This window comes from Pseudomonas flexibilis, assembly GCF_000802425.1.
GTDB lineage: Bacteria > Pseudomonadota > Gammaproteobacteria > Pseudomonadales > Pseudomonadaceae > Serpens > Serpens flexibilis.
On the sequence record NZ_JRUD01000002.1, the window covers coordinates 89,219 to 115,208 of the forward strand.

A 25,990-nucleotide genomic window follows, 5' to 3' on the forward strand; every position below is an offset into this window, starting at 1 on the left:
TAATGTTCTTTTCACTTGTCAGATGGGGCTTTGGCCTCACGGCTTCGTTTTGATTCGATTTTTGTAGGGAGAAGGATGAACATCTTCAGTTTTGCCCCCCGTGTATTGGCGTCCTTCCTGGCGTTTGGCGTTTCGGTGAGCTGGGCCGCCGAGCCGATCATTCCGGCCGCGCCGCAACTGGCGGCCAAGTCCTATGTGCTGATGGACGCCGCCAGCGGCCAGGTACTGGTGGAGCATAACGGCGACGAGCGCCTGCCTCCGGCCAGCCTCACCAAGCTGATGACCGCCTACCTGGCCACCCTGGAGATCAACCGCGGGCAGATCCGTGAAGAGGACAAGGTGCATGTCAGTGAAAAGGCCTGGCGCACCGGCGGTTCGCGCATGTTCATCCAGGTTGGCAGCCAGGTCTCGGTAAGCGATCTGCTGCATGGGGTCATCATCCAGTCGGGCAACGACGCCAGTGTGGCGCTGGCCGAGCACATTGCCGGCAGCGAAGACGCCTTCGCCGACCTCATGAACCAGCAGGCCCAGCGCCTGGGGCTGACCAACACCCAATTCCGCAACGCCACCGGTCTGCCGCACCCGGAGCACTATTCCTCGGCGCACGACATGGCCAAACTGGCGCGCGCGATCATCTACGACGACCCGCAGCACTACGCCATCTACAAGCAGAAGGAATTCTTCTGGAACAACATCCGCCAGCCCAACCGCAACCTTTTGCTGTGGCGTGATCCGACGGTGGACGGACTGAAGACCGGCCACACCGACGAAGCCGGTTATTGCCTGGTGGCCTCCGCCGAACGGGATGGCCAGCGACTGATCACCGCGGTATTCGGCACGAGCGGCGAAGAGGCGCGCTCGGCTGAAACGCAGAAGCTGCTCACCTACGGCTTCCGCTTCTTCGAAACCCGTACCTTCTACGAGAAAGGCCAGGCCCTCACCCGTGCCCGGGTCTGGAAGGGCGCCGAGAACGAGATCGAGGCCGGCCTGCGGGAAAACCTGACACTCACGGTGCCGCGCGGGCGCAGCCAGCAGCTGCAGGCCACACTGCAGCTGGATCGTCAGTTGATGGCGCCGATCGAGCAGGGCGCCGTGATCGGCAAGGTGGAAGTCCGCGACGGCGACAAGGTGATCCACACGGCCGACCTGATCGCCCTGGAAGGGGTGGAGCAGGGTGGCTTTTTTGCCCGTCTCTGGGATAGTATCCGACTGTTTTTCTACGGCTTGTTCAACTGACAGCCCGTGTTGAACGTCAGCCCGCCCACCGGCGGGCTTTCGTGCTTGTGGATCACGAGTCCATCTACAGAAGTTGTGGTTATGAACGACGTACAAGCTCCAAAAATCGAGTTTCCCTGCGAGCGCTACCCCATCAAGGTGATCGGCGACGCCGGCGAAGGCTTCGCCGCGCTGGTCATCGAGATCATGCGCCGGCATGTGGCCGATTTTGACGAAAACACCCTGGTCATGCGGGACAGCAGCAAGGGTCGCTTCATGTCCGTGCAGGTGCTGATCACCGCCTCCGGTCCTGACCAGTTGCAGGCCATCCATATGGATCTTCGCGCCACCGGGCGCGTGCACATGGTGCTCTGATGGCGGCCGGGCTGCTGGGGGTGCGTGAGCTCGGCCTGGTGGAATACCTGCCGACCTGGCAGGCCATGCAGCGCTTCACCCAGGAGCGCGATGAACAGACCGGCGACGAGATCTGGCTTTTGCAGCATCCGCCAGTCTTCACCCAGGGCCAGGCCGGCAAGGCCGAACATGTGCTGTTTCCCGGTGACATCCCCGTGGTGCAGGTGGACCGTGGCGGCCAGGTGACCTACCACGGCCCCGGCCAGCTGGTGGTCTATCTGCTGATCGATGTGCGCCGACACAACCTGGGCGTGCGCGATCTGGTCAGCCGCATCGAGCAGAGTCTGGTGGATCTGCTGGCGGGCTACGGTGTTTCGGCGGCGGCGCGCCCCGATGCCCCGGGCGTCTATGTCGACGGTGCCAAGATCGCCTCGCTGGGCCTGCGCATCCGCCGCGGCTGCTCCTTCCATGGCCTGGCGCTCAATCTGGACATGGACATGCAGCCGTTCCGGCGCATCAATCCCTGTGGCTATGCCGGACTGGCCATGACCCAGCTGCGTGACCTGCTGGGTCGGCCTATCGATTTTTCCGAGGTGAGTGCCCGCTTGCGCGATCAGCTCGTCACACACCTCGACTATGCAGGTTTCAAGGCCCTCGAGGGCGGGATCGAATCGCTATGAGCAGTCAGGAAAACGCCGGCAAGCCGGCCAAGCTGGAAACGGGTACCAAGCTGCGTGGCGCCGAGAAGGTGGCGCGCATTCCGGTCAAGGTCATCCCCACCGAGGAATTGCCCAAGAAGCCGGACTGGATCCGCGTGCGAGTGCCGGTGTCGCCCGAGGTGGACCGCATCAAGCAACTGTTGCGCAAGCACCGCCTGCACAGCGTCTGTGAAGAAGCCTCCTGCCCGAACCTGGGCGAGTGCTTCTCTGGCGGTACCGCCACCTTCATGATCATGGGCGACATCTGCACCCGTCGCTGTCCGTTCTGCGACGTGGGCCACGGCCGACCCAAGCCGCTGGATGCCGACGAACCGCTGAACCTGGCCCAGGCGATTGCCGACCTGCGCCTGCGCTATGTGGTGATTACCTCGGTAGACCGCGACGACCTGCGCGACGGCGGCGCCCAGCACTTCGCCGATTGCCTGCGCGAGATCCGCAAGCTGTCGCCGAACGTGCAGCTGGAAACCCTGGTGCCGGACTACCGCGGCCGCATGGACATCGCGCTGGACATCACCGCCACCGAGCCGCCGGATGTGTTCAACCACAACCTGGAAACCGTGCCGCGCCTGTACAAGTCGTCGCGCCCCGGTTCGGATTTCGAGTGGTCGCTGGACCTGCTGGAGAACTTCAAGAAGCGCGTCCCGGGCGTCCCCACCAAGTCCGGCCTGATGCTCGGCCTGGGCGAGACCGATGATGAAGTGATCGAAGTGATGCACCGCCTGCGCGAGCATGACGTCGACATGCTGACCCTGGGCCAGTACCTGCAGCCCTCGCGCAATCACCTGGCCGTCCAGCGCTTCGTGCACCCGGACACCTTCGCCTGGTTCGCCGAGGAAGGCGAGAAGATGGGCTTCAAGAACGTGGCGTCCGGCCCGCTGGTGCGTTCCTCGTACCATGCCGATCAGCAGGCTCACGGCGAGAAGATCAGCTGATCCGGTGCGGAAACGAAAAGGCGATCCTCGGATCGCCTTTTTTCGTTCTGCGGGGCTGTGGGAGCGGACTTGTCCGCGAGCTCTTGGTGCAGGCCGCCCCCCCCAGGCTCGCGAATGAATTCGCTCCCACAGTCCTGGCCGGCTATCGCCTGCCGGTCTCCCGACGCAGTCGCTTGAGCAGCGAGGAGCTGGCAAAACCGTCGGCGGCCAGGCCGTGGTCCACCTGGAAGGCGCGGATCGCCTGGCGACTGTTGGCGCCGATGATGCCGTCAGGCTCTCCGAGGTCGTAGCCCAGCCGGTTCAGGCGCTCCTGCAATTCGATGCGCTCGGCCCGCGACAGCGGCCGCTCGTGATAGGGCCAGCGGGCGGAGATCTCGCCATTGCCGCTCAGCCGCTCGGCGAACAGGCCGATCGCCATGCCGTAGGCGCTGGAGTTGTTGTACTTGAGGATGGCGCGGAAGTTCGCCAGGGTCAGGAAGGCGGGTCCCAGATGCCCGGCCGGCAGCAGCAGGCTGGCTTCCTGGTCGCCGTATTGGGGCGGCAGGTTGGGGATGTTGATGCCCAGCTGCTGCCACTCCTGCAGTGTCTTGCGCGCCTGGGGGTCGGCCAGCCGGTAGTCGAAGTCCACCGGCAGCCCGACCTCGAAGCCCCAGGGTTGGCCCAGCCGCCAGCCGGAGCGTTGCAGGTAGTGGGCGGTGGACGCCAGGGCGTCGGCAGTGGAGTTCCAGATATCGCGCCGCCCATCGCCGTCGAAATCGACCGCGTAGCGCTGATAAGTGGTGGGGATGAACTGGGTCTGGCCCATGGCACCGGCCCAGGAGCCCAGCATGCGGCGGGGCGAGATGTCGCCCTGCTGCAGAATCTGCAGAGCGGCGATCAGCTGCTGGTGGGCGAACTCCGGGCGGCGACCCTCATGGGCCAGGGTCGCCAGCGAGCGGATCACCGACTTGCTGCCCTGGGTCTGCCCGAAGTTGCTCTCCAGGCCCCAGATGGCCACCAGCGCCTGGCGGTCCACGCCATAGTGCTGTTCGATGCGGTGTAGCAGGGCGGCATGCTCTTCCAGCAGCTGCTCGGCGCGCGTCAGGCGGCGTAGCGACAGGGCGCCGTCCAGGTATTCCCAGATCGGTCGGGTGAACTCCGGCTGGCTGCGGTCGGCCGCGATCACCTGGGGATCGGGGCGCAGGCCGCGCAGCGCGGCATCGAGGATATCCGGGGCTATGCCTGCACGCAGTGCCTCGCGGCGAAACTCGGTGAGCCAGCTGGCAAAGCTGATCTGTTCCTCGCGCATCTCGGCCGGGCTCTGGCGCACTTCGGCGCTGGAGGGAAGCGGCAGGCTGGCGGCGATGAGCAGGAAAGCGGTGGAAGCGATCAACAGAGGAGGCCGAAGGGCGGCCGGAAAGAACGGCATGCGAAGCGGTCTCGAAATCGACTTACGGTACAAGACCTTATCACGGCTGAAAAAATTCAGGCGGCCAGAACGACGGAAGCCTCCCAGTTGCGCTGGGAGGCTTCGCGGCGGTAGCTGCCCTTGCCCTTCTTGGGCTGTTCCTGGCGGCTGCGGAACAGGGGCTGGGCGATGAGCGATCTGGCCTTGTTCGGCCGCTTGGGTTGTTTGGCCATGCAGGTTCTCCGGACGGTCGGTTGACTGGCGCGCATCATAGGGGTTGTGCAGAAATTGTCCAGCCTGATCTGGCCTTGGTCGTAGGGCGGGTCGGCGCTTTTCCGGCCGCCGCCTGTTACTGGCTCGGCAGCGGCAGACGCAGCCCGGCGATGTGCAGCGTCAGACTGGCAAGGCCCGCCCAGGGATCGCCGGCGGCCTGGCCCTTGATCTGTGCATCGATCTGCTGGGCGTCGCGCAGCAACTGGCCCCAGCGACGGGCGCTGTGGCGTTGCAGCGCGCGTGATAGCAGCGGGCGGCGCTTGTCCCATACCGGCGGTTTGCACTGTGCGAAGGCCCGCTCCAGCGGCAGGCCCTGTTCATGCTGGAACGCCAGGTTGGCCAGCTGGCGCACCTCGCGAGCCAACGCCCACAGAATCACCGGCGCTTCCAGGCCTTCACCCCGCAGCCCTTCCAGCATGCGCAGCGCGTGCGGCGCCTGTCCGGCCAGGGCGGCGTCGATCAGGCCGAAGACATCGAAGCGGGCGCTGTCGGCCACGGCGGCCTGCACGGTGGCTGCATCGACCTTCTGGCCATCAGCCAGCAGCTTGAGTTTCTCGATCTCCTGCACGGCGGCCAGCAGATTGCCTTCCACCCGGGCGGCGATAAGTTCCACGGCTTCCGGGGTGGCAGCCAGGCCGGCCTGGCCCAGGCGCTGGTTGATCCATTGCGGCAACTGCTGGGCGTCCACCGGCCAGATCTGGATGAACTGGCTGGCCTGGCCCTCGATCAGTGCCTTGGCCCACTTGGTCTTCTGGCCGCTGCCGTCCAGCTTGGGCAGTTGCAGCAGCAGCACGGAGTCTTCGGCCGGGCGCGCCAGATAGTCGAGCAGCGCGGCGGCGCCCTTGTCGCCGGGCTTGCCGGACGGCAGGCGCAGTTCAATCAGGCGTTTCTCGGCAAACAGCGACAGGCTGGCGCCCGCCTCGTAGAGCTGGCCCCAGTCGAAGTTGGCTTCCACATGGAACACCTGGCGTTCGCCGAAGCCCTGGCTGCGGGCGGCGGACCGGATGGCGTCGCAGGCTTCCTGGCAGAGCAGCGGCTCATCGCCGCTTACGGCGTACACCGGGGCCAGCGGTCCTTGCAAGTGCTTGCCCAGCTGGGCGGGGGACAGCTTCATGGGTTGGCGGATTCGGACGCGGCGCGCTGTTCGGCTTGCGCCTTGGCCGTGGCCTGGGCGTCGAGGCGTTCGAGCTCTGCGGGGGAGAGCACCTGCAGGCGGCGCACCAGTTGCTGCAGCAGATCGCGGCGCATTTCCTCCAGCTGCTGCTGGCGCTCCTGTTCCGAGCCGATCAGGTTGTTCTGGTCGTGGGCCACCACCTTCTGGGTTTCCAGGCGGTTTTCCAGCAGCGGATGCTGGCGGCTGCGGATCTGGTAGTCCAGGGCGGCGGTGAGTTCGTATTCGGCGCTGCGCGCCCCGCTGGTGAAGCTGGCGGTGCGCTGGTCGACCCTCTCTTCCAGCAGCACCAGTTGATAGGGTGCTCCGGGATGCACGCGCACGCCACGGTTTTCCAGCAGCGTACGCAGCTGCCGGGAGGCATCGCCGTAGCGGTCTTCGGCGCGCAGGTCCAGCTCGCGCAGGGCGAACGCCTCCCCGTCCCCGGTGCCGCGCAGTTGGAAACCGCAGGCGCCAAGCAGCAGCGCGGTGGCGACAATCAACAGGAAGCGATGCGGCATCGGTGGACCTCCATGGGGCTCGCCCCGGTACTTCCGGGGCGATGGGCACGGTTAGTTGGCGACGATGTTGACCAGCTTGCCGGGAACCACGATCACCTTGCGAATCGTCAGGCCTTCAGTAAAGCGCAGGACGTTCTCGTTGGCGCGGGCGGCGGCTTCGACGTCCTCGCGGCTGGCGCTGGCCGGCACGTCGATCTGGCCGCGCAGCTTGCCGTTCACCTGTACCACCAGGGTCAGGGTGTCCTGCACCAGGGCGCTTTCGTCGACGCTCGGCCAGGCGGCGTCGATGATGTCGCCGCTCTTGCCCAGTTGCTGCCACAGCGTGTGGCAGATGTGCGGGGTGATCGGCGCCAGCAGCAGGGCCACGGTTTCCAGGCCTTCCTGGAGCAGGGCGCGATCCTGTTCGCTGGCGGTCGGGGCCTTCTCCAGCACGTTCATCAGGGTCATCACCTGGGCGATGGCGGTGTTGAACTTGTGGTGTTGGCCGACATCCGTGCTGGCCTGCTTGATGGCCAGGTGGATGGCTCGACGGATGGCCTTCTGCTCGTCGGTCAGGCTGGCGATGTCCAACGCGCCCGGCAGGCCGGCGCTGACGTGGCTGTGGGCCAGGCGCCAGACGCGGCGCAGGAAGCGGTTGGCGCCTTCGATACCGGCATCCGACCATTCGCAACTCATGTCCGGCGGCGAGGCGAACATCATGAACAGGCGGCAGGTGTCGGCGCCGTAGGCTTCGATCATCGCCTGCGGATCCACGCCGTTGTTCTTGGACTTGGACATCTTCTCGGTGCCGCCGATTTCCACCGGCAGGCCGTCGCTCTTCAGCCGGGCGGCGACGATCTTGGCCTTGCTGTCGCGTTCGATCTCCACGTCCGCCGGGTTGAACCAATCCTTTCCGCCGTTGGGCAGGGTGCGGTAGTAGGTCTCGGCGACCACCATGCCCTGGGTCAGCAGGTTGGTGAACGGCTCGTCGGAGTTCACCAGGCCCTCGTCGCGCATCAGCTTGTGGAAGAAGCGCGCGTACAGCAGGTGCAGGATGGCGTGCTCAATGCCGCCGATGTACTGGTCCACCGGCAGCCAGTGGTTGGCGGCGGTCGGGTCGACCATGCCCTGGTCGTACTGTGGCGAGGCGTAGCGGGCGAAGTACCAGGAGGACTCCACGAAGGTGTCCATGGTGTCGGTTTCGCGCTTGGCGGCGGCGCCGCACTTCGGGCAGGTGCAGGTGTAGAACTCGGGCATCCGGGCCAGCGGCGAGCCGCTACCGTCCGGCACTACGTCTTCGGGCAGCACGACCGGCAGCTGGTCTTCCGGCACCGGCACGTCGCCGCAGCTCGGGCAGTGGATGATCGGGATCGGGCAGCCCCAGTAGCGCTGGCGGCTGATGCCCCAGTCGCGCAGGCGGAACTGGGTCTTGCGCGCGCCGTGCTCGGCGGCTTCCAGGTCGGCGACGATGGCGTCGAAGGCACCCTGGAAATCCAGGCCGTCGTACTTGGCGGAATTGACGGTGGTCAGGCCGGCCTTGTCGGCGTACCAGTCCTGCCACTCGCTGGTGCTGAATTCCTTGCCCTCGGCGGCATACACCTGAACGATCGGCAGACGGTACTTGTTGGCGAACTCGAAGTCGCGCTCGTCGTGGGCCGGCACGGCCATCACGGCGCCTTCGCCGTAGCCCCACAGCACGTAGTTGGCCACGAAAACCGGCAGCTTCTGGCCGTTGAGCGGATGGATGACGAACTGCCCGGTGGGCATGCCCTTCTTCTCCATGGTGGCCATGTCGGCCTCGGCCACGGAGCCGGCCTTGCATTCGGTGATGAACGCGGCCAGTGCCGGATTGTTCTCGGCGGCGCGGGTGGCCAGCGGGTGCTCGGCGGCCACGGCCACGTAGGTGGCGCCCATGAGGGTGTCCGGACGGGTCGAATAGACCTTCAGCTGACCGTCGATACCGATGCTGTCGACATCGTAGTCGAAGACGATGTCGGCACCGAAGCTCTTGCCGATCCAGTTGCGCTGCATGGTCTTGACCTGCTCGGGCCAGCCATCGAGCTTGTCCAGGTCGGCGAGCAGCTCTTCCGCGTAGGCCGTGATGCGGAAGTAGTACATGGGGATCTCGCGCTTCTCGACCAGCGCGCCGGAGCGCCAGCCGCGGCCGTCGATCACCTGCTCATTGGCCAGCACGGTCTGGTCCACCGGGTCCCAGTTCACGGTGCCGTTCTTGCGGTAGATCACGCCCTTCTCGAACAGGCGGGTGAACAGCCACTGTTCCCAGCGGTAGTAGTCCGGCTTGCAGGTGGTGACTTCGCGGGACCAGTCGATCGCCAGGCCCAGGCTCTTCAGCTGGGCCTTCATGTAGGCGATGTTCTCGTAGGTCCACTTGGCCGGCGCCACCTGGTTCTTCATGGCGGCGTTCTCGGCCGGCATGCCGAAGGCGTCCCAGCCCATCGGCTGCAGCACGTTCTTGCCCAGCATGCGCTGGTAACGGGCGATCACATCACCGATGGTGTAGTTGCGCACGTGCCCCATGTGTAGCTTGCCGCTCGGGTAGGGGAACATCGACAGGCAGTAGTAGGTGTCCTTGCCGGGCTGTTCGTTGACCTTGAAGGAGTCCTTGGCGTCCCAGTGGGACTGCGCGGCGGGTTCGATTTCGCTGGGCTGATACTGTTCGTGCATGGCTACTGGCGCTGGGGAAAGGGAGGGGAATTCGAAAGCTCGCTAGCATACATGACCCCTGTCCGACTAGGGAAACCCGGTGTACCGGCGGGCGCCGTTGGTCGCGGGGGGATTGTCCGTCAGGGGGCGGCGCTAAGCTTCGACTCAGGAGCTGCAGCCATGTGGGGGACAGGGCGGCGCAGTGGTTTCCACATCGGTGCGACCCTTGCCGGGGACGGAGCTACGGCCATGTCACGAATGATCGAACAGCGCAGCCTGCCGCGTACGGAAGGCCTTTACGGGCGACTGCTCCAGCGCATGGAACTGGCCCTCGACAGGGCCGAGCGCCTGCCGCGCAGACGCCTGTCCGCGGCGGGCGAACTGGAGGTGACGGGGCTCAGTCCCGCCGAGGTCTCCCTGGTGCGCGCCTACCTGAGCCACGACGTGCAATGGCTGCGGGGCTGGCATGCCGCCGCGGAGGAGCTGGAACTGCTTCAGCGTCCTCCACGTGCCGAGGCGCTGGCGGAACGCCAGGGTGAGCGGCCGAGCCGGTCGCGCCTGGGGCGGACATCGCTGCGTTGTGCGCTGTGTGGCGCGCCGCACCCGGGAACAGGGGCGGGGGCCTGCCCGGGTTGCGGTTCGCGGCTGTTCAGGGCCGCGGAGGCGTGAGGCTGGAGCGCAGCCGCTGGCGGCGGTACAGCGCCCAGCCCAGCAGCCCCGTCACCAGCAGTGCCATCGGCCAGCCGCGCCAGCGCAGGTAGGGCGTCAGGCCCTGCATCGGCACCACGTCGCCCTGCAGGGTGGCCTGTTGGAACTGCGGGAGCTGTTTGCTGATGCGGCCGAAGGGGTCGATCAGCGCGGTGACGCCGTTGTTGGTAGCGCGGATCATCCAGCGCCCGGCTTCCAGGGCGCGCATCTGCGCCATCTGCAGGTGCTGCAGCGGGCCGATGGAGGAGCCGAACCAGGTATCGTTGCTGACCGTGAGCAGGATGTCGCTCTGCGCCGCCAGGCCGGCGGCAAACTCCGGGTAAACCACTTCGTAGCAGATGAACGGCGCCAACTGGTAACCGCGCGCCTGCAGCAGCGGTTGGTCGGCGTCGCCGCGGGCGAAGTCGGACATCGGCAGGTCGAAGAACTCGATCAGCCCGCGCAGCACATCCTGCAGCGGTACGTACTCGCCGAACGGCACCAGCTTCTGCTTCAGATACGTGCCGGAACCTTCGCCCAGGCTGGTCAGCCCGTTGTAGTAGCGCAGCTCGCCCTCGGCGTTTGGTTGGCGAACGGGCAGGCCGGTGATCAGCGCGGCGCCGCGCTCGCGGGCATGCGCGCCCATGGCCGCCAGATAAGACTCCACATGATGGCGTAGTACCGGCACTGCGGTTTCCGGCCAGACGATCAAGTCCGCGCGGGGCGCGTTCAGGGTCATGTCCCGGTACAGCGCCAGTTGGGCATTGAGCTGTTGCGGTTCCCACTTGAGCAGCTGCGGCACATTGCCCTGCAGGGCGACGACGCTGAGCGGCTCGCCCTTGGGCGTGGTCCAGCTGTAGCCGCCGAGCAGCAGGCCGACCAGCCAGGGGGTGAACAACAACAGCCGCGCGGTGCCCAGCAGGAGCTTGCTGTCGCGTACGCGCGCCAGCTCGACGATCAGCGTGGCGGACAGCGCCAGCAGGAACGACAGCAGCCACACGCCGCCCAGCGGTGCCAGGCTGCCCAGCGGGCCGTACAGCTGGCTGTAGCCGGCGAACAGCCACGGGAAGCCTGTCAGAAACCAGCCCCGGAAGGCTTCCAGCGCCACCCAGAGCGCGGCGAAAGCCACTGCATCGACCAGCGGCGTGCCGCTGCGCAGCCAGCGCGCCCACAGCCAGGCCAGCAATGCGAACAGCAGGCCAAGGCCGGCCACGAAGGCCACGGTGAGCAGCAACGCCAGCGGCACCGAGGCGGCGCCGTAGTCATGGATGCTGACGTAGACCCAACTGGTGCCCGCCGCAAACACCCCGAAGCCGTAGAACCAGCCGCGCGCCACGGCAGCGCGACCGCTGACGGTGCGCAGGCCCAGGTAGAACAGGGCGATGGACAGCAGCAGCAGGGGCCACAGATCGAAGGGTGAGAAAGCCAGCGGCGTCAGGCCGCCGGCGGCCAGGGCGATGACATGGCCGATCCAGCCGGGCTGGGTGATCCAGCGCATGGGCAATCCTTGTGCGAATACGGAGGAGCCGGGAGGCTAGCGGCAATGCGCCGTGCTCGGCAAGGTGGAAGGTTGTTGCACTTTCTGTGGGAGCGGAGCTCGCGGACAAGTCCGCTCCCACACAGCCGTGCTGCTAAGACTCCATCGGCGTCAGGCGCAGCAGATGGATGTTCTGGCTATCGGCGGTGAGGATGCGGAAGCGGTAGCCGCCGATCTCGGTTACTTCGTTGCGCTTGGGCAGGTGGCCGAAGGCATCGACAACCAGTGCGCCAACGTTATCGAAGGTGTTCTCGGGGAATTCGCTCTCGAAGAACTCGTTGAAGCTGTCCAGCGGGGTCTGCGCCTTGACGATGAAGTCGCCGCTGGGCAGAGGCTTGATGTAGCTGTCTTCCTCGACGTCGTGCTCGTCCTCGATGTCGCCGACGATCTGCTCCAGCACGTCCTCGATGGTGACCAGGCCGGCCACGCCGCCGTATTCGTCGATCACCAGGGCCATGTGGTTGCGGGTGCTGCGGAATTCCTTGAGCAGCACGTTGAGGCGCTTGGACTCCGGCACGAAGGTGACCGGGCGCAGGATCGAGCGCAGATCGAACGGCTGGTCGGGATGCTGCAGCATCATCGGCACCAGGTCCTTGGCCAGCAGGATGCCAAGCACGTCGTCGGGGCCCTCGCCGATGACCGGGTACCGGGAGTGCGCGGCCTCGATGATCATCGGCAGGAACTCGCGAGGTGTCTGGTCGGCGCGGATGGTGACCATCTGCGAGCGCGGCACCATGATGTCGCGGGCCTGCAAATCGGCGACCTGGATGGCGCCCTCGACGATGGAAAGGGCCTGCCGGTCGAGCAGGTGGTTCTCGTGGGCATCCTGGAGGACCTCCAGGAGTTCCTCGCGGTTGCGAGGCTCATGGACAAAGGCCTGGGTGATCCGTTCCAGCCAGGACCTGTGTTCACTAGATCGATCTACGCTCATGGTTCCTTTGCTCAGTAGTCATCGCCGGCGTAGGGGTCGGGATACCCCAGTTCGGCCAGCAGATCGCGTTCCAGGCTTTCCATTTCCTCGGCTTCGGCATCCTCGATGTGGTCGTAGCCAAGCAGATGGAGGCAGCCATGGATGACCAGGTGGGCCCAGTGGGCCTCCGGGGTCTTGCCCTGTTCCGCCGCTTCGCGCTCGACCACTGGCACACAGATCACCAAGTCGCCGAGCAGCGGGATATCCAGGAATTCGTCGGGTACGTCCGCCGGGAACGACAGCACGTTGGTGGCGTAGTCCTTGTGCCGCCAGGTGCGGTTCAGCTCGCGGCCCTCGTCTTCATCGACCAGGCGGATGGTCAGCTCCGAATCGCCACTGCGCTGGCGCAGGGCCAGTTCGCACCAGCGACGGAAATCGGCCTCGGCCGGGTGCTGGCCGTTACTGGCCAGCTGCAGATCCAGCTCAAGCATGGTCGTCGGTCCGCGCGCCCGGGTCGTTGTCGGCGGGGACGTGGCGGTTCGAGCGGCTGGTGGCCTGCTCGTCCTCGAAGCGCTCGTAGGCCTCGACGATGCGCTGCACCAGCGGGTGGCGCACCACGTCCTTGGGCTGGAAGTGGGTGAAGCTGATGCCCGGCACGTCCTTGAGGACCTTGATCACGTGGGCCAGGCCGCTCTTGGTGCCACGCGGCAGGTCGACCTGGGTGATGTCGCCGGTGATCACCGCCGTGGAGCCGAAGCCGATGCGGGTCAGGAACATCTTCATCTGTTCCAGCGTGGTGTTCTGGCTCTCGTCGAGGATGATGAAGCTGTTGTTCAGCGTGCGGCCGCGCATGTAGGCAAGCGGCGCGATCTCGATTACCTGCTTCTCGATCAGGCGCGCCACGTGCTCGAAGCCGAGCATTTCGTACAGCGCGTCGTAGAGCGGTCGCAGGTAGGGGTCGATCTTCTGGGCCAGGTCGCCAGGCAGGAAGCCGAGCTTCTCGCCGGCTTCCACCGCCGGACGCACCAGCAGGATGCGTCGCACCTGTTCGCGCTCCAGCGCGTCCACGGCAGCCGCAACGGCCAGGTAGGTCTTGCCGGTGCCGGCCGGGCCGATGCCGAAGTTGATATCGTTGTCGAGGATCGCCTTGACGTAGCGCTGCTGGTTGGCGCCGCGCGGGCGGATCATGCCCTTCTTGGTGCGCAGCGCGACCCCGGCGTCGGCCTTGCCGGCTTCCAGCTCGACCATGGCCGACTCCTGCAGGAACAGGTGGACCAGCTCGGGCGAGAGTTCGACGCTCTTGGTTTCGCGGTAGAGGCGGCGCAGGAGGTTCTCGACGTTCTGCGTGTGGCGTTTGTCGCCGACCAGCTCGAACTGGTTGCCCCGGTTGCGGATTTCCACCGCCAGGCGCTGTTCGATCAGGCGCAGGTGTTCGTCGAATTGTCCGCAGAGATTGGCGAAGCGACGGGCTTCGAAGGGTTCGAGGGTGAAATGGTGGTGCTCGGTGGATGTGTTCAAGGGGCTAATAGGTGCCTTGGGCAGATAACGATGGCGGCAAGAATAGCGCCGGGGAGGTCGGGCGGGAAGCTGGGGCGCGTCAGCGGGCGGTTATTCGTCGTGTCGGCGAGCAGCCGGAGCGGCGCCTGTGGGAGCGGACTTGTCCGCGAGCTTCGCGGCTGGGCTGCAAAAAAGCTCGCGAATGAATTCGCTCCCACAGGTTGTCCGAATTCAATCCAGCAGTGTGCCGCGCAGCGAGTGGGGCAGTGCGTCGTCGATGTGCACCGTGGCGAACTGGCCGATCAGCAGCGGGTTGTCGCAGCGGAAGTTGACGATGCGGTTGTTCTCGGTACGGCCCTGCAGCATGCCCGGGTCCTTCTTCGAGTAGTCGGTCACCAGGATGCGCTGGGTGCTGCCCACCATGCGCCGGCTGATCTCGAAGCCCTGCTGGTTGATGCGCTGCTGCAGGATCTGCAGGCGCTGCTTCTTCACCTCCTCCGGGGTCTCGTCGGCCAGGTCGGCGGCCGGCGTGCCGGGGCGGGCGCTGTAGACAAAGGAGAAGGAGAAGTCGAAACCGACATCCTCGATCAGCTTCATGGTCTGCTCGAAATCCTTGTCGGTCTCCCCGGGGAAGCCGACGATGAAGTCCGAGCTGATGCACATCTCCGGTACCGCCGCCTTGAGCTTGCGGATGCGTGACTTGTACTCCAGCGCGGTGTGGTTGCGCTTCATGGCTGCCAGCACGCGGTCGGAGCCGGACTGCACCGGCAGGTGCACGAACTTCACCAGCTCCGGAATCTCGGCGTGGGCCTGGATTAGCGCGTCGGAGAACTCCAGCGGGTGGCTGGTGGTGTAGCGGATGCGCTCGATGCCGTCGACGGCGGCCACCAGATACAGCAGCTCGGCGAAGTCGGTGATGCCGCCGTCGCGGTTCTCGCCCCGGTAGCCGTTGACGTTCTGGCCCAGCAGGGTGACTTCCTTCACGCCGTTCTCGGCCAGGTGGATGATTTCGGTCAGCACATCATCCAGCGGGCGGCTGACTTCCTCGCCGCGGGTATAGGGCACCACGCAGAAGGTGCAGTACTTGCTGCAACCTTCCATGATCGACACGTAGGCGCTGGGGCCGTCCACGCGGGGCTCGGGCAGGCGGTCGAACTTCTCGATTTCCGGGAAGGAGATATCGACCTGCGGCGTCTGGGTGGTGCGCGCGGCGTCGATCATCTCCGGCAGGCGATGCAGGGTCTGCGGACCGAACACCACGTCCACATAGGGCGCGCGGTCGCGGATCGCCGCGCCTTCCTGGCTGGCCACGCAGCCGCCGACGCCGATCACCAGTTGCGGATTGTCCTGCTTCAGCTCGCGCCAGCGGCCGAGTTGCGAAAACACCTTTTCCTGGGCCTTCTCGCGGATCGAGCAGGTGTTGAGCAGGATCACGTCGGCCTCTTCGGCCTTGTCGGTGAGTTCCAGGGCCTGGTGTTCGCCCAGCAGGTCGGCCATGCGCGAGCTGTCGTACTCGTTCATCTGGCAGCCGTGGGTTTCGATGTAGAGCTTCTTGGCCATGAGCGTGCGGGGATCGGCAGGAAAGGAAGGGGCGGATTATAGGGGGGTGGGCGGCGAGGGACCATAGGCGCCGGGCGGGCGGAAGCGGTGCTGTGGTATGCTCCGCGCCCCTCGTCGCTGTCCTGACCGTCACCACCATGAGCAAACGCGAAGCCCCCATCTTCAAGGTCATCTTCCTCAACCAGGGCCAGGTGTACGAGATGTACGCCAAGCAGATCTTCCAGAGCGATTTGTGGGGCTTTCTGGAAATCGAGGAATTCGTGTTCGGCGAGCGCACGCAGGTGGTGGTCGACCCCAGTGAGGAGAAGCTCAAGGCCCAGTTCGAGGGCGTCCTGCGCAGCTTTGTGCCGATGCACGCCATCATCCGCATTGATGAGGTCGAGCGCCTGGGGACGCCTAAAATCAGCGAGGCCAAGAGCGGCAGCAACATCATGCCGTTTCCGATGCCAATGCCCGAGAAGTAGGTCGGCATCCCCCAGGACACAGGTTCACTCAGGAGCGACAGTGTGAAATCCACCATCCTCGTTACCGGCGGCGCCGGCTACATCGGCTCCCACGTGGTGCTGGCCCTGCTGGAGGCCGGCCAGGACGTGCTGGTGCTGGACAACCTCAGCAACAGCTCGCTCGAATCCCTGGCGCGCGTCGAACGCCTGTGCGGCCGCGCGCCCCGCTTCGTCGAGGGCGACATCCGCGACCGCGCGCTGCTGGACCGGCTGTTCGCCGAACAGCGCATCGGTGCCGTGATGCACTTCGCCGGTCTCAAGGCGGTCGGCGAGAGCGTGCAGCAGCCGCTGCGCTACTACGAGAACAACGTTGCCGGCAGCGTCACCCTGTGCCAGGCGATGGCCGCCGCCGGGGTGTTCCGGCTGGTGTTCAGCTCGTCGGCCACCGTATACGGCGAACCGCCGCAGATGCCGATCCGCGAGGATTTTCCCACCGGCACACCGACCAACCCCTACGGCCGTTCCAAGTTGATGGTCGAGGAGATCCTGCGCGACCTGTCGCTGTCCGAGCCGCGCTGGAACATTGCCTTGCTGCGCTACTTCAATCCGGTCGGCGCCCATCCCAGCGGGCTGATCGGCGAGGACCCGCAGGGCATACCCAACAACCTGCTGCCCTATATCAGCCAGGTGGCGGTCGGCAAGCTCAAGGAGCTGGCGGTGTTCGGCGACGATTATCCGACCGTCGACGGTACCGGCGTGCGCGACTACATCCACGTCATGGACCTGGCCGACGGCCATCTCAAGGCGCTTGCCGCCCTGGCCGAACGCAACGGGGTGAATGTCTGGAACCTCGGCACCGGCACGGGCTACAGCGTGCTGCAGATGATCCACGCCTTCGAGCAGGCCAGCGGGCGCAGTGTCCCCTACCGCATCGCCCCGCGGCGGGCTGGCGATATCGCCGAATGCTGGGCCGATCCGGCACTTGCCGAGCAGGAGCTGGGCTGGAAGGCCCGTCGGGGACTGGCCGAGATGATGGCGGATACCTGGCGCTGGCAGTCGAACAATCCGGACGGCTATCGCCCCGCGTCCGCTTAAGGAAGCGGCGCCAGCGGCGAGCTGGCGTCGATGGTCTGCAGTTCCTGCAGGTAGCTGCGGAAGATGTGGCCGAGGATCCGGGTGGCGACCGCCAGCTCTTCCTGGGACATCTGCTCGGCGACCAGGTCGGCGGCATCCAGGGCTTCTTCCGAGCCGTTCACGGCGGACATTTTCAGCACGATGAAGGCCTGGATGTTGCTGGCCGGCACGCCTTCGCCCTTGAAGAACATGGTGCCGAGGCGGCGCTGGGCTTCGGCGTGTCCCTGCAGCGACGCCATCTCGTACCAGCGCAACGCCTGTTGCAGATCCTGCTGGGTGTGGCGGCCGGTGTAGAAGAACTCGCCCAGCTCGAATTGCGCCTGGGTGTCGCCTTCCAGGGCGATGGCCTGGCAGCTGTTGAGTGCCTCGCTCAGCAGCTCGGGTGCCAGGTCGAGCGAGCAACGTCCGGTGGCGGGCACCAGCAGGTCGTTGTCACTGGCCAGCGACACGGGAACAAACAGCAGACAGCACAGGCTCAGAATGTGGCTGGTGCGAATCATGGGAATCCAGGGCGCCTATGCAGGCAGGCGGGTTCAGGCGACCGGCACATTATGGGATAACCCGTGCGCGGGTTACAAAGCCTTTCGGCCCGGAGGGGTTTGCCATTCTGCTGCGACGGTGGCGGGGGTGCCGTCTTGGGGGAGCGGACTCGTCCGCGAAGGCTTTGGTGCGGGTATGCCCAAAAGCTCGCGAACAGGTTCGCTCCCACCGTCCGTGGTCTTACTTCAGCTGCGCGAAGGCACGCTCGGCGGCGTCCAGGGTGATCTTCAGCTCGGTCTCGCCATGGGCGATGGAGGTGAAGCCGGCTTCATATGCGCTGGGAGCCAGGTAGACACCGCCGTCCAGCATCAGGTGGAAGAAGCGGTTGAAGCGCTGCGCGTCGCTGGCCATCACGTCGGCGAAAGTCTGGATGCTGTCTGCGCCGCTGAAGTACAGGCCGAACATGGCGCCCACCTGGGTGGTCACGAACGGGATGCCGGCGGCATCGGCGCGGTCCTGCAGGCCCTGCAGCATGCGGCTGGTGTAGTCGGCCAGCTCGGTGTGGAAGCCCGGGCGGCTGATCAGCTTCAGGGTGATCAGGCCGGCGGCCATGGCCAGCGGGTTGCCGGACAGGGTGCCGGCCTGGTAGACCGGGCCGAGCGGGGAGACGCAGGACATGATCTCGCGCTTGCCACCGAAGGCGCCCACCGGCATGCCGCCGCCAACGATCTTGCCGAAGGTGGACAGGTCCGGCGTCACGCCGAAATGCGCCTGGGCGCCGCCGAGGGCGACGCGGAAGCCGGTCATCACCTCGTCGAAGATCAGCACCACGCCGTGCTCGTCGCACAGCGCGCGCAGGCCTTCCAGGAAGCCCGGCACCGGAGGCACGCAGTTCATGTTGCCGGCCACCGGCTCGACGATGATGCAGGCGATCTCCTGGCCGCGCTGCTTCAGGGTGTCGCGCACGGTGTCCAGGTCGTTGTAGGGCAGGGTCAGGGTGTGCTGGGCGAAGGCCGCCGGCACGCCCGGCGAGCTGGGCACGCCGAAGGTCAGGGCGCCGGAGCCGGCCTTGACCAGCAGGCTGTCGGAGTGACCGTGATAGCAGCCCTCGAACTTGATGATGGTGTCGCGGCCGGTGTAGCCACGGGCCAGGCGGATGGCGCTCATGGTCGCCTCGGTGCCGGAGCTGACCATGCGCACCATTTCCATCGACGGCACCAGCGAGCAGACCAGTTCGGCCATCTCGGTCTCCAGCGCGGTCGGTGCGCCGTAGGACAGGCCGTGCTCCAGCTGGCGGCGCACGGCGTCGAGCACGTCCGGATGGCCGTGGCCGAGGATCATCGGGCCCCAGGAACCTACGTAGTCCACATAGCGCTTGTCGTCCTCGTCGACGATGTAGGCGCCCGACGCGTGCTTGATGAACAGCGGCGTGCCGCCAACGCCCTTGAAGGCGCGCACCGGCGAGTTCACGCCGCCGGGGATGTGCTGTTGGGCCTGGTTGAAGAGGATTTCGGAACGGGACATGAAGGGCCTCGCGAATCAAAGCGGGCGTCGCCCGCGGTGCGTAGTCAGGAAGAAGGAAACAGCGAAACGAAGGCGCGGGCGCGGCGCTCGACCTCGGCGGCCGAATCCGCGGCAAAAAGGGCATTGATCACGGCCAGCCAGTCGGCGCCGTGCTCCACCAGCGGCCGGGCGTTGTCCAGCGTGATGCCGCCGATCACCACCAGCGGCGCATCGAAGCGTGCGCGCGCCTCGCTCAGCAGCTCTGGCGTGGCCTTGGCTTCGCCGGGCTTGGTCAGCGACGGATAGAAACGCCCGAAGGCCGGATGGCTGGCGCCGGCCGCCAGCGCGGCTTCGGCAAACGCCAGGCTGGCATAGCAGCTGGCGCCCAGGTGCACGCCCGCGCCAAGGCGCGCACGGGCCTCGCTCAGCGAGCCGTCCTCCTGGCCCAGATGCAGGCCGACGCCCAGTTGCACGGCCAGCTCCAGGTCGTCGTTGATGACCAGCTCGGCATCGTAGCGTTGGCACAGCTCGCGCAGGGCGCTGGCTTCATCGAAGCGGCGCGCCTGGTCGCGGGATTTCTCGCGGTACTGCAGCAGGCGCGCGCCGCCCTCCAGCGCGGCTTCCACGTAGGGCAGCAGGCGTCCCTCGGCGAGCAGGGCACTGTCGGTGATGGCGTACAGGCCGCGACTATTCATCACGAAGCGTCCAGCGGCAGGCGGCGCGGGATGTACTGGCCGTGGCCCGGCGCCTCGGCGTCGCGCAGGCAGCGCCAGGTGTAATCCAGCGCCGACTGCACCGCGCTCGGCAGCGCTTCGCCCAGCGCCAGGCGCCCGGCCAGGGCGCTGGCCAGGGTGCAACCGGAGCCGTGGTAGCTGCCGGGCAGGCGCTGGCAGCTGGAGGTCCAGGTCTGGCCGTCGCGGCTGTACAGGCGGTTGACCACCTCGGCCTCGTCGCCGTGGCCGCCGGTGATCAGCAGATGGCGAATGTATGGCAGCAGTTTTTCCGCGCACTCGTCCGGCGTGCCGTTGGGCAGCTCGGCGAGGATGCGCGCTTCAGGCAGGTTCGGCGTGGCGATGGCGGCCACCGGGAACAAGCGTTCGCGGATGGCGTAACCGACATCGTCCGGGCCCAGCGAGCCGCCGCCGCCGGCGCGCAGCACCGGATCGCAGACCAGCGGCACGCCGGGCAGCTGCCGCATCAGCTCCAGCACGGTGTCGACCATCTCCACCGAGCCGAGCATGCCGAGCTTGACGGCGGCGATGGGCAGGTCGGCGATCACCGCGCGGGCCTGGGCCAGCACCCATTCGCGGTCGAGCACGCGGAAGTCGGCAACGTCGACGGTATCCTGCACGGTCAGCGCGGTGACGGTCGGTGCAGCGTGGCAACCCTGGGCAAGCAGGGCTTCGATGTCCGCCTGCAGGCCGGCACCACCACTCGGATCGTGGCCGGATAAGCAGAGGACAACGGGACGGGAAGTGTGTCTGTTCATGGCGCGCGAGCTTAGCACTTTCCAACCGCCTATGGCCCGCCCTCGGATGCGCTCCGGCGGGCCTATCTGCCCTCGCGTTTGTCCAGTTTCCCACTCCCGATGCGGCAAGGGGCCATGCTTCACTCTGTCGCATCTGCCAGTCACCGGAGCCCGCGATGAACCTGCACCAGTTCGCCGAAACCCACGAGGTGTTCAACCAGGTGCCGCCGCTGGATGGCGCCAACCTCTATCGCCTGGACCTGCCGCTGCAGGAATGGGTGCACCGTTTCCAGGGCGGTTGGGGCGATGCGCGGCTGGATGCCTACGGCGCGCTGGCCGGCGGGCCGCTGATGGCCGCCGGTTTCCTCGCCAACGAGCACAAGCCGGAGCTGCGCACCCACGACCGCTACGGCCACCGCATCGACCAGGTCGACTTCCATCCCGCCTACCACGCGCTGATGCGCACGGCCATCGAACACGGCCTGCCGTCGCTGCCCTGGGTGAACCCGCAGGCCGGCGCCCACGTGGTGCGCGCCGGCCTCACCTACCTGCACAGCCAGGCCGAGGCCGCCAGCGGCTGCCCGCTGACCATGACCTTCGCCGCCGTGCCGGCGCTCAAGCTGCAGCCGGACATCGCCGACGCCTGGCTGCCGAAGATCCTCGCCACCGAGTACGACCCGCGCAACGTGCCCATGGAACAGAAGGACGGGGTGACCATCGGCATGGCGATGACCGAGAAGCAGGGCGGCACCGATGTACGCGCCAACACCACCCGCGCCTTCCCGGTCGGCGCCGGCGGTCCCGGCCAGCCTTACGAACTGGTCGGCCACAAGTGGTTCTGCTCGGCGCCCATGTGCGACGCCTTCCTGACCCTGGCGCAGACCGACAAGGGCCTGACCTGCTTCCTGCTGCCGCGCCACCGTCCGGACGGCACGCGCAATCAGTTCTACATCCAGCGCCTGAAGAACAAGCTGGGCAACTGGGCCAACGCCTCCAGCGAGATCGAATACCGCGGCGCGCTGGCCTGGATGATCGGCGAGGAAGGGCGCGGCGTGCCGACCATCATCGAGATGGTCGCCATGACCCGCTTCGACTGCATGGTCGGCTCCAGCGCGCTGATGCGCCAGGCGCTGACCCAGGCGCTGCACCACTGCGCGCATCGCCAGGTGGGCGGCAAGCGGCTGATTGAGCAGCCGCTGATGCAGAACGTGCTGGCCGACCTGGCCCTGGAAAGCGAGGCCGCGCTGGCGCTGACCATGCGCATGGGCCGCGCGCTGGATAACCCGGACGATCCGCAGGAAGCGCGCTTCGCCCGCCTGGTCACCGCCATCGGCAAGTACTGGATCTGCAAGCGCGCCCCGGAAATGATCGCCGAGGCCAGCGAATGCCTGGGCGGCGCCGGCTACGTCGAGGAAACCATCCTGCCGCGCCTGTACCGCGAGGCGCCGGTCAACTCCATCTGGGAAGGCTCCGGCAACGTGCAGTGCCTGGACGTGCTGCGCGCGCTGTCCAAGGAGCCCGGCGTGCTGGACGCGCTGTTCAGCGAGCTGGGCGACGGCCACGGCGATGCCCGCCTGGCGGCGCATATCCAGCGCCTGAAGGACGCTTTCGCCGACACCAGCGACATCCATTACCGCGCCCGCCAGCTCACCGAGGACGTGGCTGTGGCCCTGCAGGCCAAGCTGCTGCTGGAGGCCGGCAACGCGGCGGTGTCCGACGCCTTCCTCGCCAGCCGTCTGGAAGGGCGCGGGCGCGTGTACGGCACCCTGCCGCGCGGACTGGAGATCGAAGCGCTGCTGGCGCGCAGCGCGCCGCATCTGGCGTAGCGCATCGGGCGGGCCTGTCCGGGTCCGCCCGTCAACTTCACCACCGCTCGGCCGATAAACGGTTGGACACCGCAAGGAGTGCAACCATGGCCATCCGTTTCGACTTCCCTTCCTCTGTATCAAAGCTACCCACCGTGCGTCGCAGCGACGAGACCGCTTCGCGGAGTACTCAGCCAGCCGCTGTGGATGCCGACCCGAAAACCGCCGCGCAGCTGACGCTCGGCGCAGCCTTGAAAAGGGCCAGCGAGACGGCCCGCGCCTTCGGTGATTCGCTCACCACGCGCTTCGACGAGGCGCGCAAGAGCAGCGCCCGCGAGCAGGTCGCGCAGATCCGCGAACGCATCCAGATGCTCAAGCGCTTGATCCTGCTGTTCGGCGGCTCCAAGGCGCTGCTGCGCGAGCTCAAGCAACTGGCCGGCGCTCTGGCCTCGGCGAGCGAGGTGCTCAAGGACAGTGGCAGCGGTGGCTCGGCCTCGGCCGGACTGGCGCAGGGCGCGCTCTACACCGAAGCCGGCGTACCCGCTTCGGGTGCGCCGCCTGCCGCTCCGGCCGGCGACCACGCTCAGGCCAGCGAAACGGCCGAGTCGTCGGACGAGCAGCGCGAGGCCGAAGCACAGGTAGCCCAGGCCGAACGCGAACTCGCCGCCCTGGACGCCAAGGCCGACCCGCAGGACCCGCCTGCCACCGACGACGCTCCGACCCTGGCTCCCGCCTCGGCCGACAGCCAGCAGGCCCAGCGCCGCGCCGACGCCGACCTGCTGGAAAAGGCCCTGCGCGAACTCAAGGCCTTGCTCGCACTGGCCAAGGCCGCACAACGCAAGGCCGACCGCGACGACCAGAAGCGCATCAAGGACATCGAGGAGCAGCTGGAGCAGGTCGAGCAGGCGGTGGGGGAGCTGAACGCGCCCGCGTCGCTTTCAGCGGGGTTCGCTGGAATTTCCGTGCGGGCATGAGGGATGGTTTTTATCTGCTTTGTATTTTAAATTCACGGTTTTAATCGATTTCGCAGATATGGAATAACGATATAACCCGTTTTTATTAGTCGCTCGAACGCCTTACCGTGCGCTCCGTGTTCTACGGAGGTAACGATGGCTCTCCTTATGTATAAGGCGCGCGGCCTGGCTGGTGCGCTGGGTGTGGTTCCGGGGTTGGTGCTGAGCGGGGCGGTGGCGGCGGTGGCGCTGTGGGCGGCCGAGGGGCCGCTGAAGAGCTGGGGGCTGGGCGCGCTGACCCTGGCGATCCTGCTCGGCATGCTGCTTGGCAACAGCCTGTATCCGGCATTGCGCGGGCTGTGCGATTCGGGGGTGGCGCTGGCCAGGCAGCGGCTGCTGCGGCTCGGCATCGTTCTCTATGGCTTTCGGCTCGGCCTGGAGCAACTGGCCGCGGTGGGCATGGCGGCGGTGCTCATTGATGTGCTGATGCTCACCTCGACCTTCCTGCTGGCCTGCTGGCTGGGGCGCCGGGTGTTCGGGCTGGATCGCCACACCACGGTGCTGATCGGCGCCGGCAGCAGCATCTGCGGTGCCGCCGCGGTGGCCGCCACCGAACCCTTGCTCAGGGCCGAAGCCGGCAAGGTGGCGGTGGCCATTTCCACCGTGGTGCTGTTCGGCACCCTGGGCATGTTCCTTTATCCCTGGCTGTTCCATCTGCTTGCCGACACGCTGCGGCTCGACGCCCATGCCTACGGCATCTACATCGGCTCCACCCTGCACGAGGTGGCCCAGGTGGTCGCCGCGGGCAGTGCGGTGAGTGCCGAGACCGGCGAGGCGGCGGTGATCGCCAAGATGATCCGGGTGATGCTGCTGGCGCCGTTCCTGCTGTTGCTGGCCCAGTATCTGGGACGTCGCGAGGCGCATGACGAGGCGGGCGCGGCGCACCGGCACTTCCCCTGGTTCGCGCTCGGCTTCGTCGCGGTGGTCGGCTTCAATTCGCTGCATCTGTTGCCCGCCGGCGTGGTGCAGGCGCTGGTGCGGCTCGACGACTGGCTGCTGGCCATGGCGATGGCCGCCCTCGGCCTGGGCACGGTGCTGGGTGCCATCCGCCAGGCCGGGCTGCGGCCGATGCTGCTGGCCGGCGGCCTGGCGCTCTGGCTGGTGCTCGGTGGGGCGCTGGTGAACCTGGCGTTCGCGCTTTGAGTGCCGCACTGTCATCGCCTCGACGTAAACTTGCCGCATGATCGTGCCCACCGGTAATCAGGATGCCCGCCGTGACCCTTTCCGACACCTTCACCCTCGTCACCACCCCCGAACAGGCCGTGGACCGTCTGGCCGAGCTCTACCAGCAGGCCGCCTCGGCGCTCAGCCAGGCGCTCAAGCGCTACCTCAAGGAGCGTGTGGTGCCGGACGAGGCGCAGCGCGCGCTGTTCCGCTACCCCGAGCTGCGCATCACCTACCTGAAGAGCGGCGAGACCTCGTCCAGTACCCGGGCCTACGCCAAGGTGCAGGTGCCGGGGGTGTACAGCGTCACCATCACCCAGCCCCAGGCGTTTCGCGGCTATCTGCTTGACCAGTTGCGGCCGCTGATGAGCGATTTCACCCTGCAGGTGGAAGTGGGGATCAGCGACCGCAGCATTCCCTATCCCTACGTGGTGGCGCAGGGCGACGAGCTGGCCGGCAGCGGGGTGACGGCGGCGGAGCTGGCGCGGGTGTTCCCCAGCACCGACCTGTCGGCGGCCAGCGACGAGGTGGCCGACGGCCTGTATGACTGGCAGCACGCCGAGCAGATGCCGCTGGCGCTGTTCGACGCGGCGCGGGTGGATTTCTCCCTCAAGCGCCTGCAGCACTACACCGGCAGCGGCTGGCAGCACGTGCAGCCGTGGATCCTGCTCACCAACTACCACCGCTACGTGGACCAGTTCATCCGCTACGGCCTCGATCAGCTGCGCGACAACCCGCGCTACGTGCGCATGGTGCTGCCCGGCAACGTGGTGATCGCCAAGGGCATGGAAGAAGGCGAGATGCAGGCGATGATCGACAGCGTGCTCTGGCACCGCTACCAGATGCCGGCCTACCACCTGGTGGCCGACGACGGCCACGGTGTGACGCTGGTGAACATCGGCGTCGGCCCGTCCAACGCCAAGAACATCACCGACCACCTGGCCGTGCTGCGTCCGCACTGCTGGCTGATGATCGGCCACTGCGGCGGGCTGCGGCAGTCGCAGACCATCGGCGACTACGTGCTGGCCCACGCCTACATGCGCCGCGACGGCATCCTCGACCGCGTGCTGCCGCCGAACATCCCGCTGCCGGCGCTGGCCGAGGTGCAGCAGGCGCTGCAGGAGGCCGCCGCCACCGTCACCGGCGAGCAGGGCGAGGCGCTGAAGAAGCGCCTGCGCACCGGCACCGTGCTGACCTACGACGACCGCAACTGGGAATTGCGCTGGGCCCAGGAGCGCCCGCTGATCAACCTGGCGCGCGCTGTTGCGGTGGACATGGAAAGCGGCACCATCGCCGCCCAGGGTTATCGCTTGCGCGTGCCCTACGGCACGCTGCTGTGCGTCTCCGACAAGCCGCTGCACAGCGAGATCAAGCTGCCCGGTGCCGCCAACGCCTTCTACGAGCGCGCGGTGAACCAGCACCTGCGCATCGGCATCGCCGCGCTGGACTTGCTGCGCGGTCAGCTCGATTCGCTGCATTCGCGCAAGTTGCGCAGTTTCGACGAGCCGCCGTTCCGTTAGTGGTCGCCCTCTGTACAAGGGCGAGCCGAGCGCCCACCATGGCGCTCAAGGAGCTTCAACTCTTTGTTTGCAAAG

The 25,990-nt window shown here is 66.8% G+C and carries 25 protein-coding genes; 11 read left to right on the top strand and 14 right to left on the bottom strand.

From position 1 onward, the window contains the following. Positions 1-75 precede the first annotated feature (75 nt). The 4 genes from SF06_RS01000 to lipA all read left to right on the top strand — a co-directional run bounded on the left by SF06_RS01000 (position 76) and on the right by lipA (position 3,220). Entirely contained in the window at positions 76-1,236 is a 1,161-nt protein-coding gene (locus SF06_RS01000) for a D-alanyl-D-alanine carboxypeptidase family protein (protein ID WP_027591145.1), read from the top strand. Between the two features lie 81 nt (positions 1,237-1,317). After that, a complete protein-coding gene (locus SF06_RS01005) occupies positions 1,318-1,590 on the top strand; it encodes a DUF493 domain-containing protein (RefSeq protein ID WP_037009339.1) in 273 nt (90 codons plus the stop codon). Then, positions 1,590-2,249, top strand: a complete 660-nt coding sequence (lipB, locus tag SF06_RS01010) for a lipoyl(octanoyl) transferase LipB (protein WP_039559438.1) — start codon at positions 1,590-1,592, stop codon at positions 2,247-2,249. Before SF06_RS01005 ends, lipB begins: the two co-directional genes overlap by 1 nt. After that, positions 2,246-3,220, top strand: a complete 975-nt coding sequence (lipA, locus tag SF06_RS01015) for a lipoyl synthase (RefSeq protein ID WP_027591148.1) — start codon at positions 2,246-2,248, stop codon at positions 3,218-3,220. Before lipB ends, lipA begins: the two co-directional genes overlap by 4 nt. A gap of 142 nt (positions 3,221-3,362) precedes the next feature. Here lipA and SF06_RS01020 read toward each other — a convergent pair whose 3' ends face one another. The 5 genes from SF06_RS01020 to leuS all read right to left on the bottom strand — a co-directional run bounded on the left by SF06_RS01020 (position 3,363) and on the right by leuS (position 9,215). After that, the gene (locus SF06_RS01020; RefSeq protein WP_039559439.1) at positions 3,363-4,628 is read right to left on the bottom strand and encodes a lytic murein transglycosylase; all 1,266 of its coding nucleotides are present in this window, start codon (positions 4,626-4,628) and stop codon (positions 3,363-3,365) included. Positions 4,629-4,684: 56 nt separating this feature from the next. Beyond that, on the bottom strand, positions 4,685-4,840 hold the full coding sequence (gene arfA / locus SF06_RS01025; RefSeq protein ID WP_037009343.1) for an alternative ribosome rescue factor ArfA: 156 nt from the start codon (positions 4,838-4,840) through the stop codon (positions 4,685-4,687). 116 nt (positions 4,841-4,956) lie between these two features. Continuing rightward, on the bottom strand, positions 4,957-5,994 hold the full coding sequence (gene holA, locus SF06_RS01030; RefSeq protein ID WP_027591150.1) for a DNA polymerase III subunit delta: 1,038 nt from the start codon (positions 5,992-5,994) through the stop codon (positions 4,957-4,959). Beyond that, positions 5,991-6,551 carry an LPS-assembly lipoprotein LptE gene (locus SF06_RS01035; protein WP_052199672.1) on the bottom strand — a complete coding sequence of 187 codons (561 nt, stop codon included), beginning with the start codon at positions 6,549-6,551 and terminating at the stop codon, positions 5,991-5,993. Before SF06_RS01035 ends, holA begins: the two co-directional genes overlap by 4 nt. Positions 6,552-6,602: 51 nt before the next feature. Further along, on the bottom strand, positions 6,603-9,215 hold the full coding sequence (gene leuS / locus SF06_RS01040) for a leucine--tRNA ligase (RefSeq protein ID WP_039559441.1): 2,613 nt from the start codon (positions 9,213-9,215) through the stop codon (positions 6,603-6,605). A 237-nt stretch (positions 9,216-9,452) separates the two neighbouring features. On the opposite strand from leuS, the gene SF06_RS01045 reads away from it, so the two are divergent. Further along, positions 9,453-9,863: a hypothetical protein gene (locus tag SF06_RS01045; protein ID WP_027591152.1), complete on the top strand. Its 411-nt coding sequence runs from the start codon at positions 9,453-9,455 to the stop codon at positions 9,861-9,863. Here the strand turns inward: SF06_RS01045 and lnt are convergent. The 5 genes from lnt to miaB all read right to left on the bottom strand — a co-directional run bounded on the left by lnt (position 9,844) and on the right by miaB (position 15,385). Further along, positions 9,844-11,379, bottom strand: a complete 1,536-nt coding sequence (lnt, locus tag SF06_RS01050; RefSeq protein WP_039559443.1) for an apolipoprotein N-acyltransferase — start codon at positions 11,377-11,379, stop codon at positions 9,844-9,846. The genes SF06_RS01045 and lnt overlap by 20 nt on opposite strands. Before the next feature lie 133 nt (positions 11,380-11,512). Beyond that, entirely contained in the window at positions 11,513-12,349 is an 837-nt protein-coding gene (locus tag SF06_RS01055) for a CorC family transporter (RefSeq protein ID WP_027591154.1), read from the bottom strand. 11 nt (positions 12,350-12,360) lie between these two features. Continuing rightward, complete coding sequence (ybeY, locus tag SF06_RS01060; RefSeq protein WP_027591155.1) at positions 12,361-12,819, bottom strand: rRNA maturation RNase YbeY; 459 nt, start codon at positions 12,817-12,819, stop codon at positions 12,361-12,363. After that, positions 12,812-13,846 carry a PhoH family protein gene (locus SF06_RS01065; RefSeq protein WP_027591156.1) on the bottom strand — a complete coding sequence of 345 codons (1,035 nt, stop codon included), beginning with the start codon at positions 13,844-13,846 and terminating at the stop codon, positions 12,812-12,814. Before SF06_RS01065 ends, ybeY begins: the two co-directional genes overlap by 8 nt. A 210-nt stretch (positions 13,847-14,056) precedes the next feature. Next, positions 14,057-15,385, bottom strand: coding sequence for a tRNA (N6-isopentenyl adenosine(37)-C2)-methylthiotransferase MiaB (gene miaB, locus SF06_RS01070; RefSeq protein ID WP_027591587.1), 1,329 nt, complete (start codon positions 15,383-15,385; stop codon positions 14,057-14,059). 137 nt (positions 15,386-15,522) lie between these two features. Between miaB and SF06_RS01075 the strand changes: the two genes are divergently transcribed. Beyond that, positions 15,523-15,849, top strand: coding sequence for a DUF1820 family protein (locus tag SF06_RS01075; RefSeq protein ID WP_027591586.1), 327 nt, complete (start codon positions 15,523-15,525; stop codon positions 15,847-15,849). Between the two features lie 42 nt (positions 15,850-15,891). After that, positions 15,892-16,923 (top strand): UDP-glucose 4-epimerase GalE, encoded by a 1,032-nt coding sequence (gene galE / locus SF06_RS01080; RefSeq protein WP_027591585.1) that lies wholly within the window; start codon positions 15,892-15,894, stop codon positions 16,921-16,923. On the opposite strand, the gene SF06_RS01085 is transcribed toward galE, so the two are convergent. From SF06_RS01085 to SF06_RS01100, 4 genes are all read right to left on the bottom strand, one after another. Next, positions 16,920-17,462, bottom strand: a complete 543-nt coding sequence (locus SF06_RS01085) for a tetratricopeptide repeat protein (RefSeq protein ID WP_039559447.1) — start codon at positions 17,460-17,462, stop codon at positions 16,920-16,922. The genes galE and SF06_RS01085 overlap by 4 nt on opposite strands. A gap of 220 nt (positions 17,463-17,682) precedes the next feature. Further along, on the bottom strand, positions 17,683-18,966 hold the full coding sequence (gene hemL, locus SF06_RS01090) for a glutamate-1-semialdehyde 2,1-aminomutase (protein WP_039559449.1): 1,284 nt from the start codon (positions 18,964-18,966) through the stop codon (positions 17,683-17,685). 44 nt (positions 18,967-19,010) lie between these two features. After that, positions 19,011-19,640 carry a thiamine phosphate synthase gene (thiE, locus tag SF06_RS01095; protein WP_039559451.1) on the bottom strand — a complete coding sequence of 210 codons (630 nt, stop codon included), beginning with the start codon at positions 19,638-19,640 and terminating at the stop codon, positions 19,011-19,013. Continuing rightward, positions 19,640-20,434, bottom strand: a complete 795-nt coding sequence (locus tag SF06_RS01100; RefSeq protein ID WP_039559452.1) for a hydroxymethylpyrimidine/phosphomethylpyrimidine kinase — start codon at positions 20,432-20,434, stop codon at positions 19,640-19,642. The genes thiE and SF06_RS01100 overlap by 1 nt, the downstream gene beginning before the upstream one ends. Before the next feature lie 155 nt (positions 20,435-20,589). Here SF06_RS01100 and SF06_RS01105 point away from each other — a divergent pair, with 155 nt between their 5' ends. The 4 genes from SF06_RS01105 to amn all read left to right on the top strand — a co-directional run bounded on the left by SF06_RS01105 (position 20,590) and on the right by amn (position 25,915). Further along, positions 20,590-22,239, top strand: coding sequence for an acyl-CoA dehydrogenase family protein (locus SF06_RS01105; RefSeq protein WP_039559455.1), 1,650 nt, complete (start codon positions 20,590-20,592; stop codon positions 22,237-22,239). An 86-nt stretch (positions 22,240-22,325) separates the two neighbouring features. Continuing rightward, positions 22,326-23,192: a hypothetical protein gene (locus tag SF06_RS01110; protein ID WP_139326673.1), complete on the top strand. Its 867-nt coding sequence runs from the start codon at positions 22,326-22,328 to the stop codon at positions 23,190-23,192. Positions 23,193-23,327: 135 nt separating this feature from the next. Then, complete coding sequence (locus tag SF06_RS01115) at positions 23,328-24,374, top strand: YeiH family protein (protein ID WP_052199673.1); 1,047 nt, start codon at positions 23,328-23,330, stop codon at positions 24,372-24,374. Between the two features lie 71 nt (positions 24,375-24,445). Further along, positions 24,446-25,915: an AMP nucleosidase gene (amn, locus tag SF06_RS01120; protein ID WP_437123586.1), complete on the top strand. Its 1,470-nt coding sequence runs from the start codon at positions 24,446-24,448 to the stop codon at positions 25,913-25,915. The last annotated feature ends 75 nt before the right edge of the window (positions 25,916-25,990 follow it).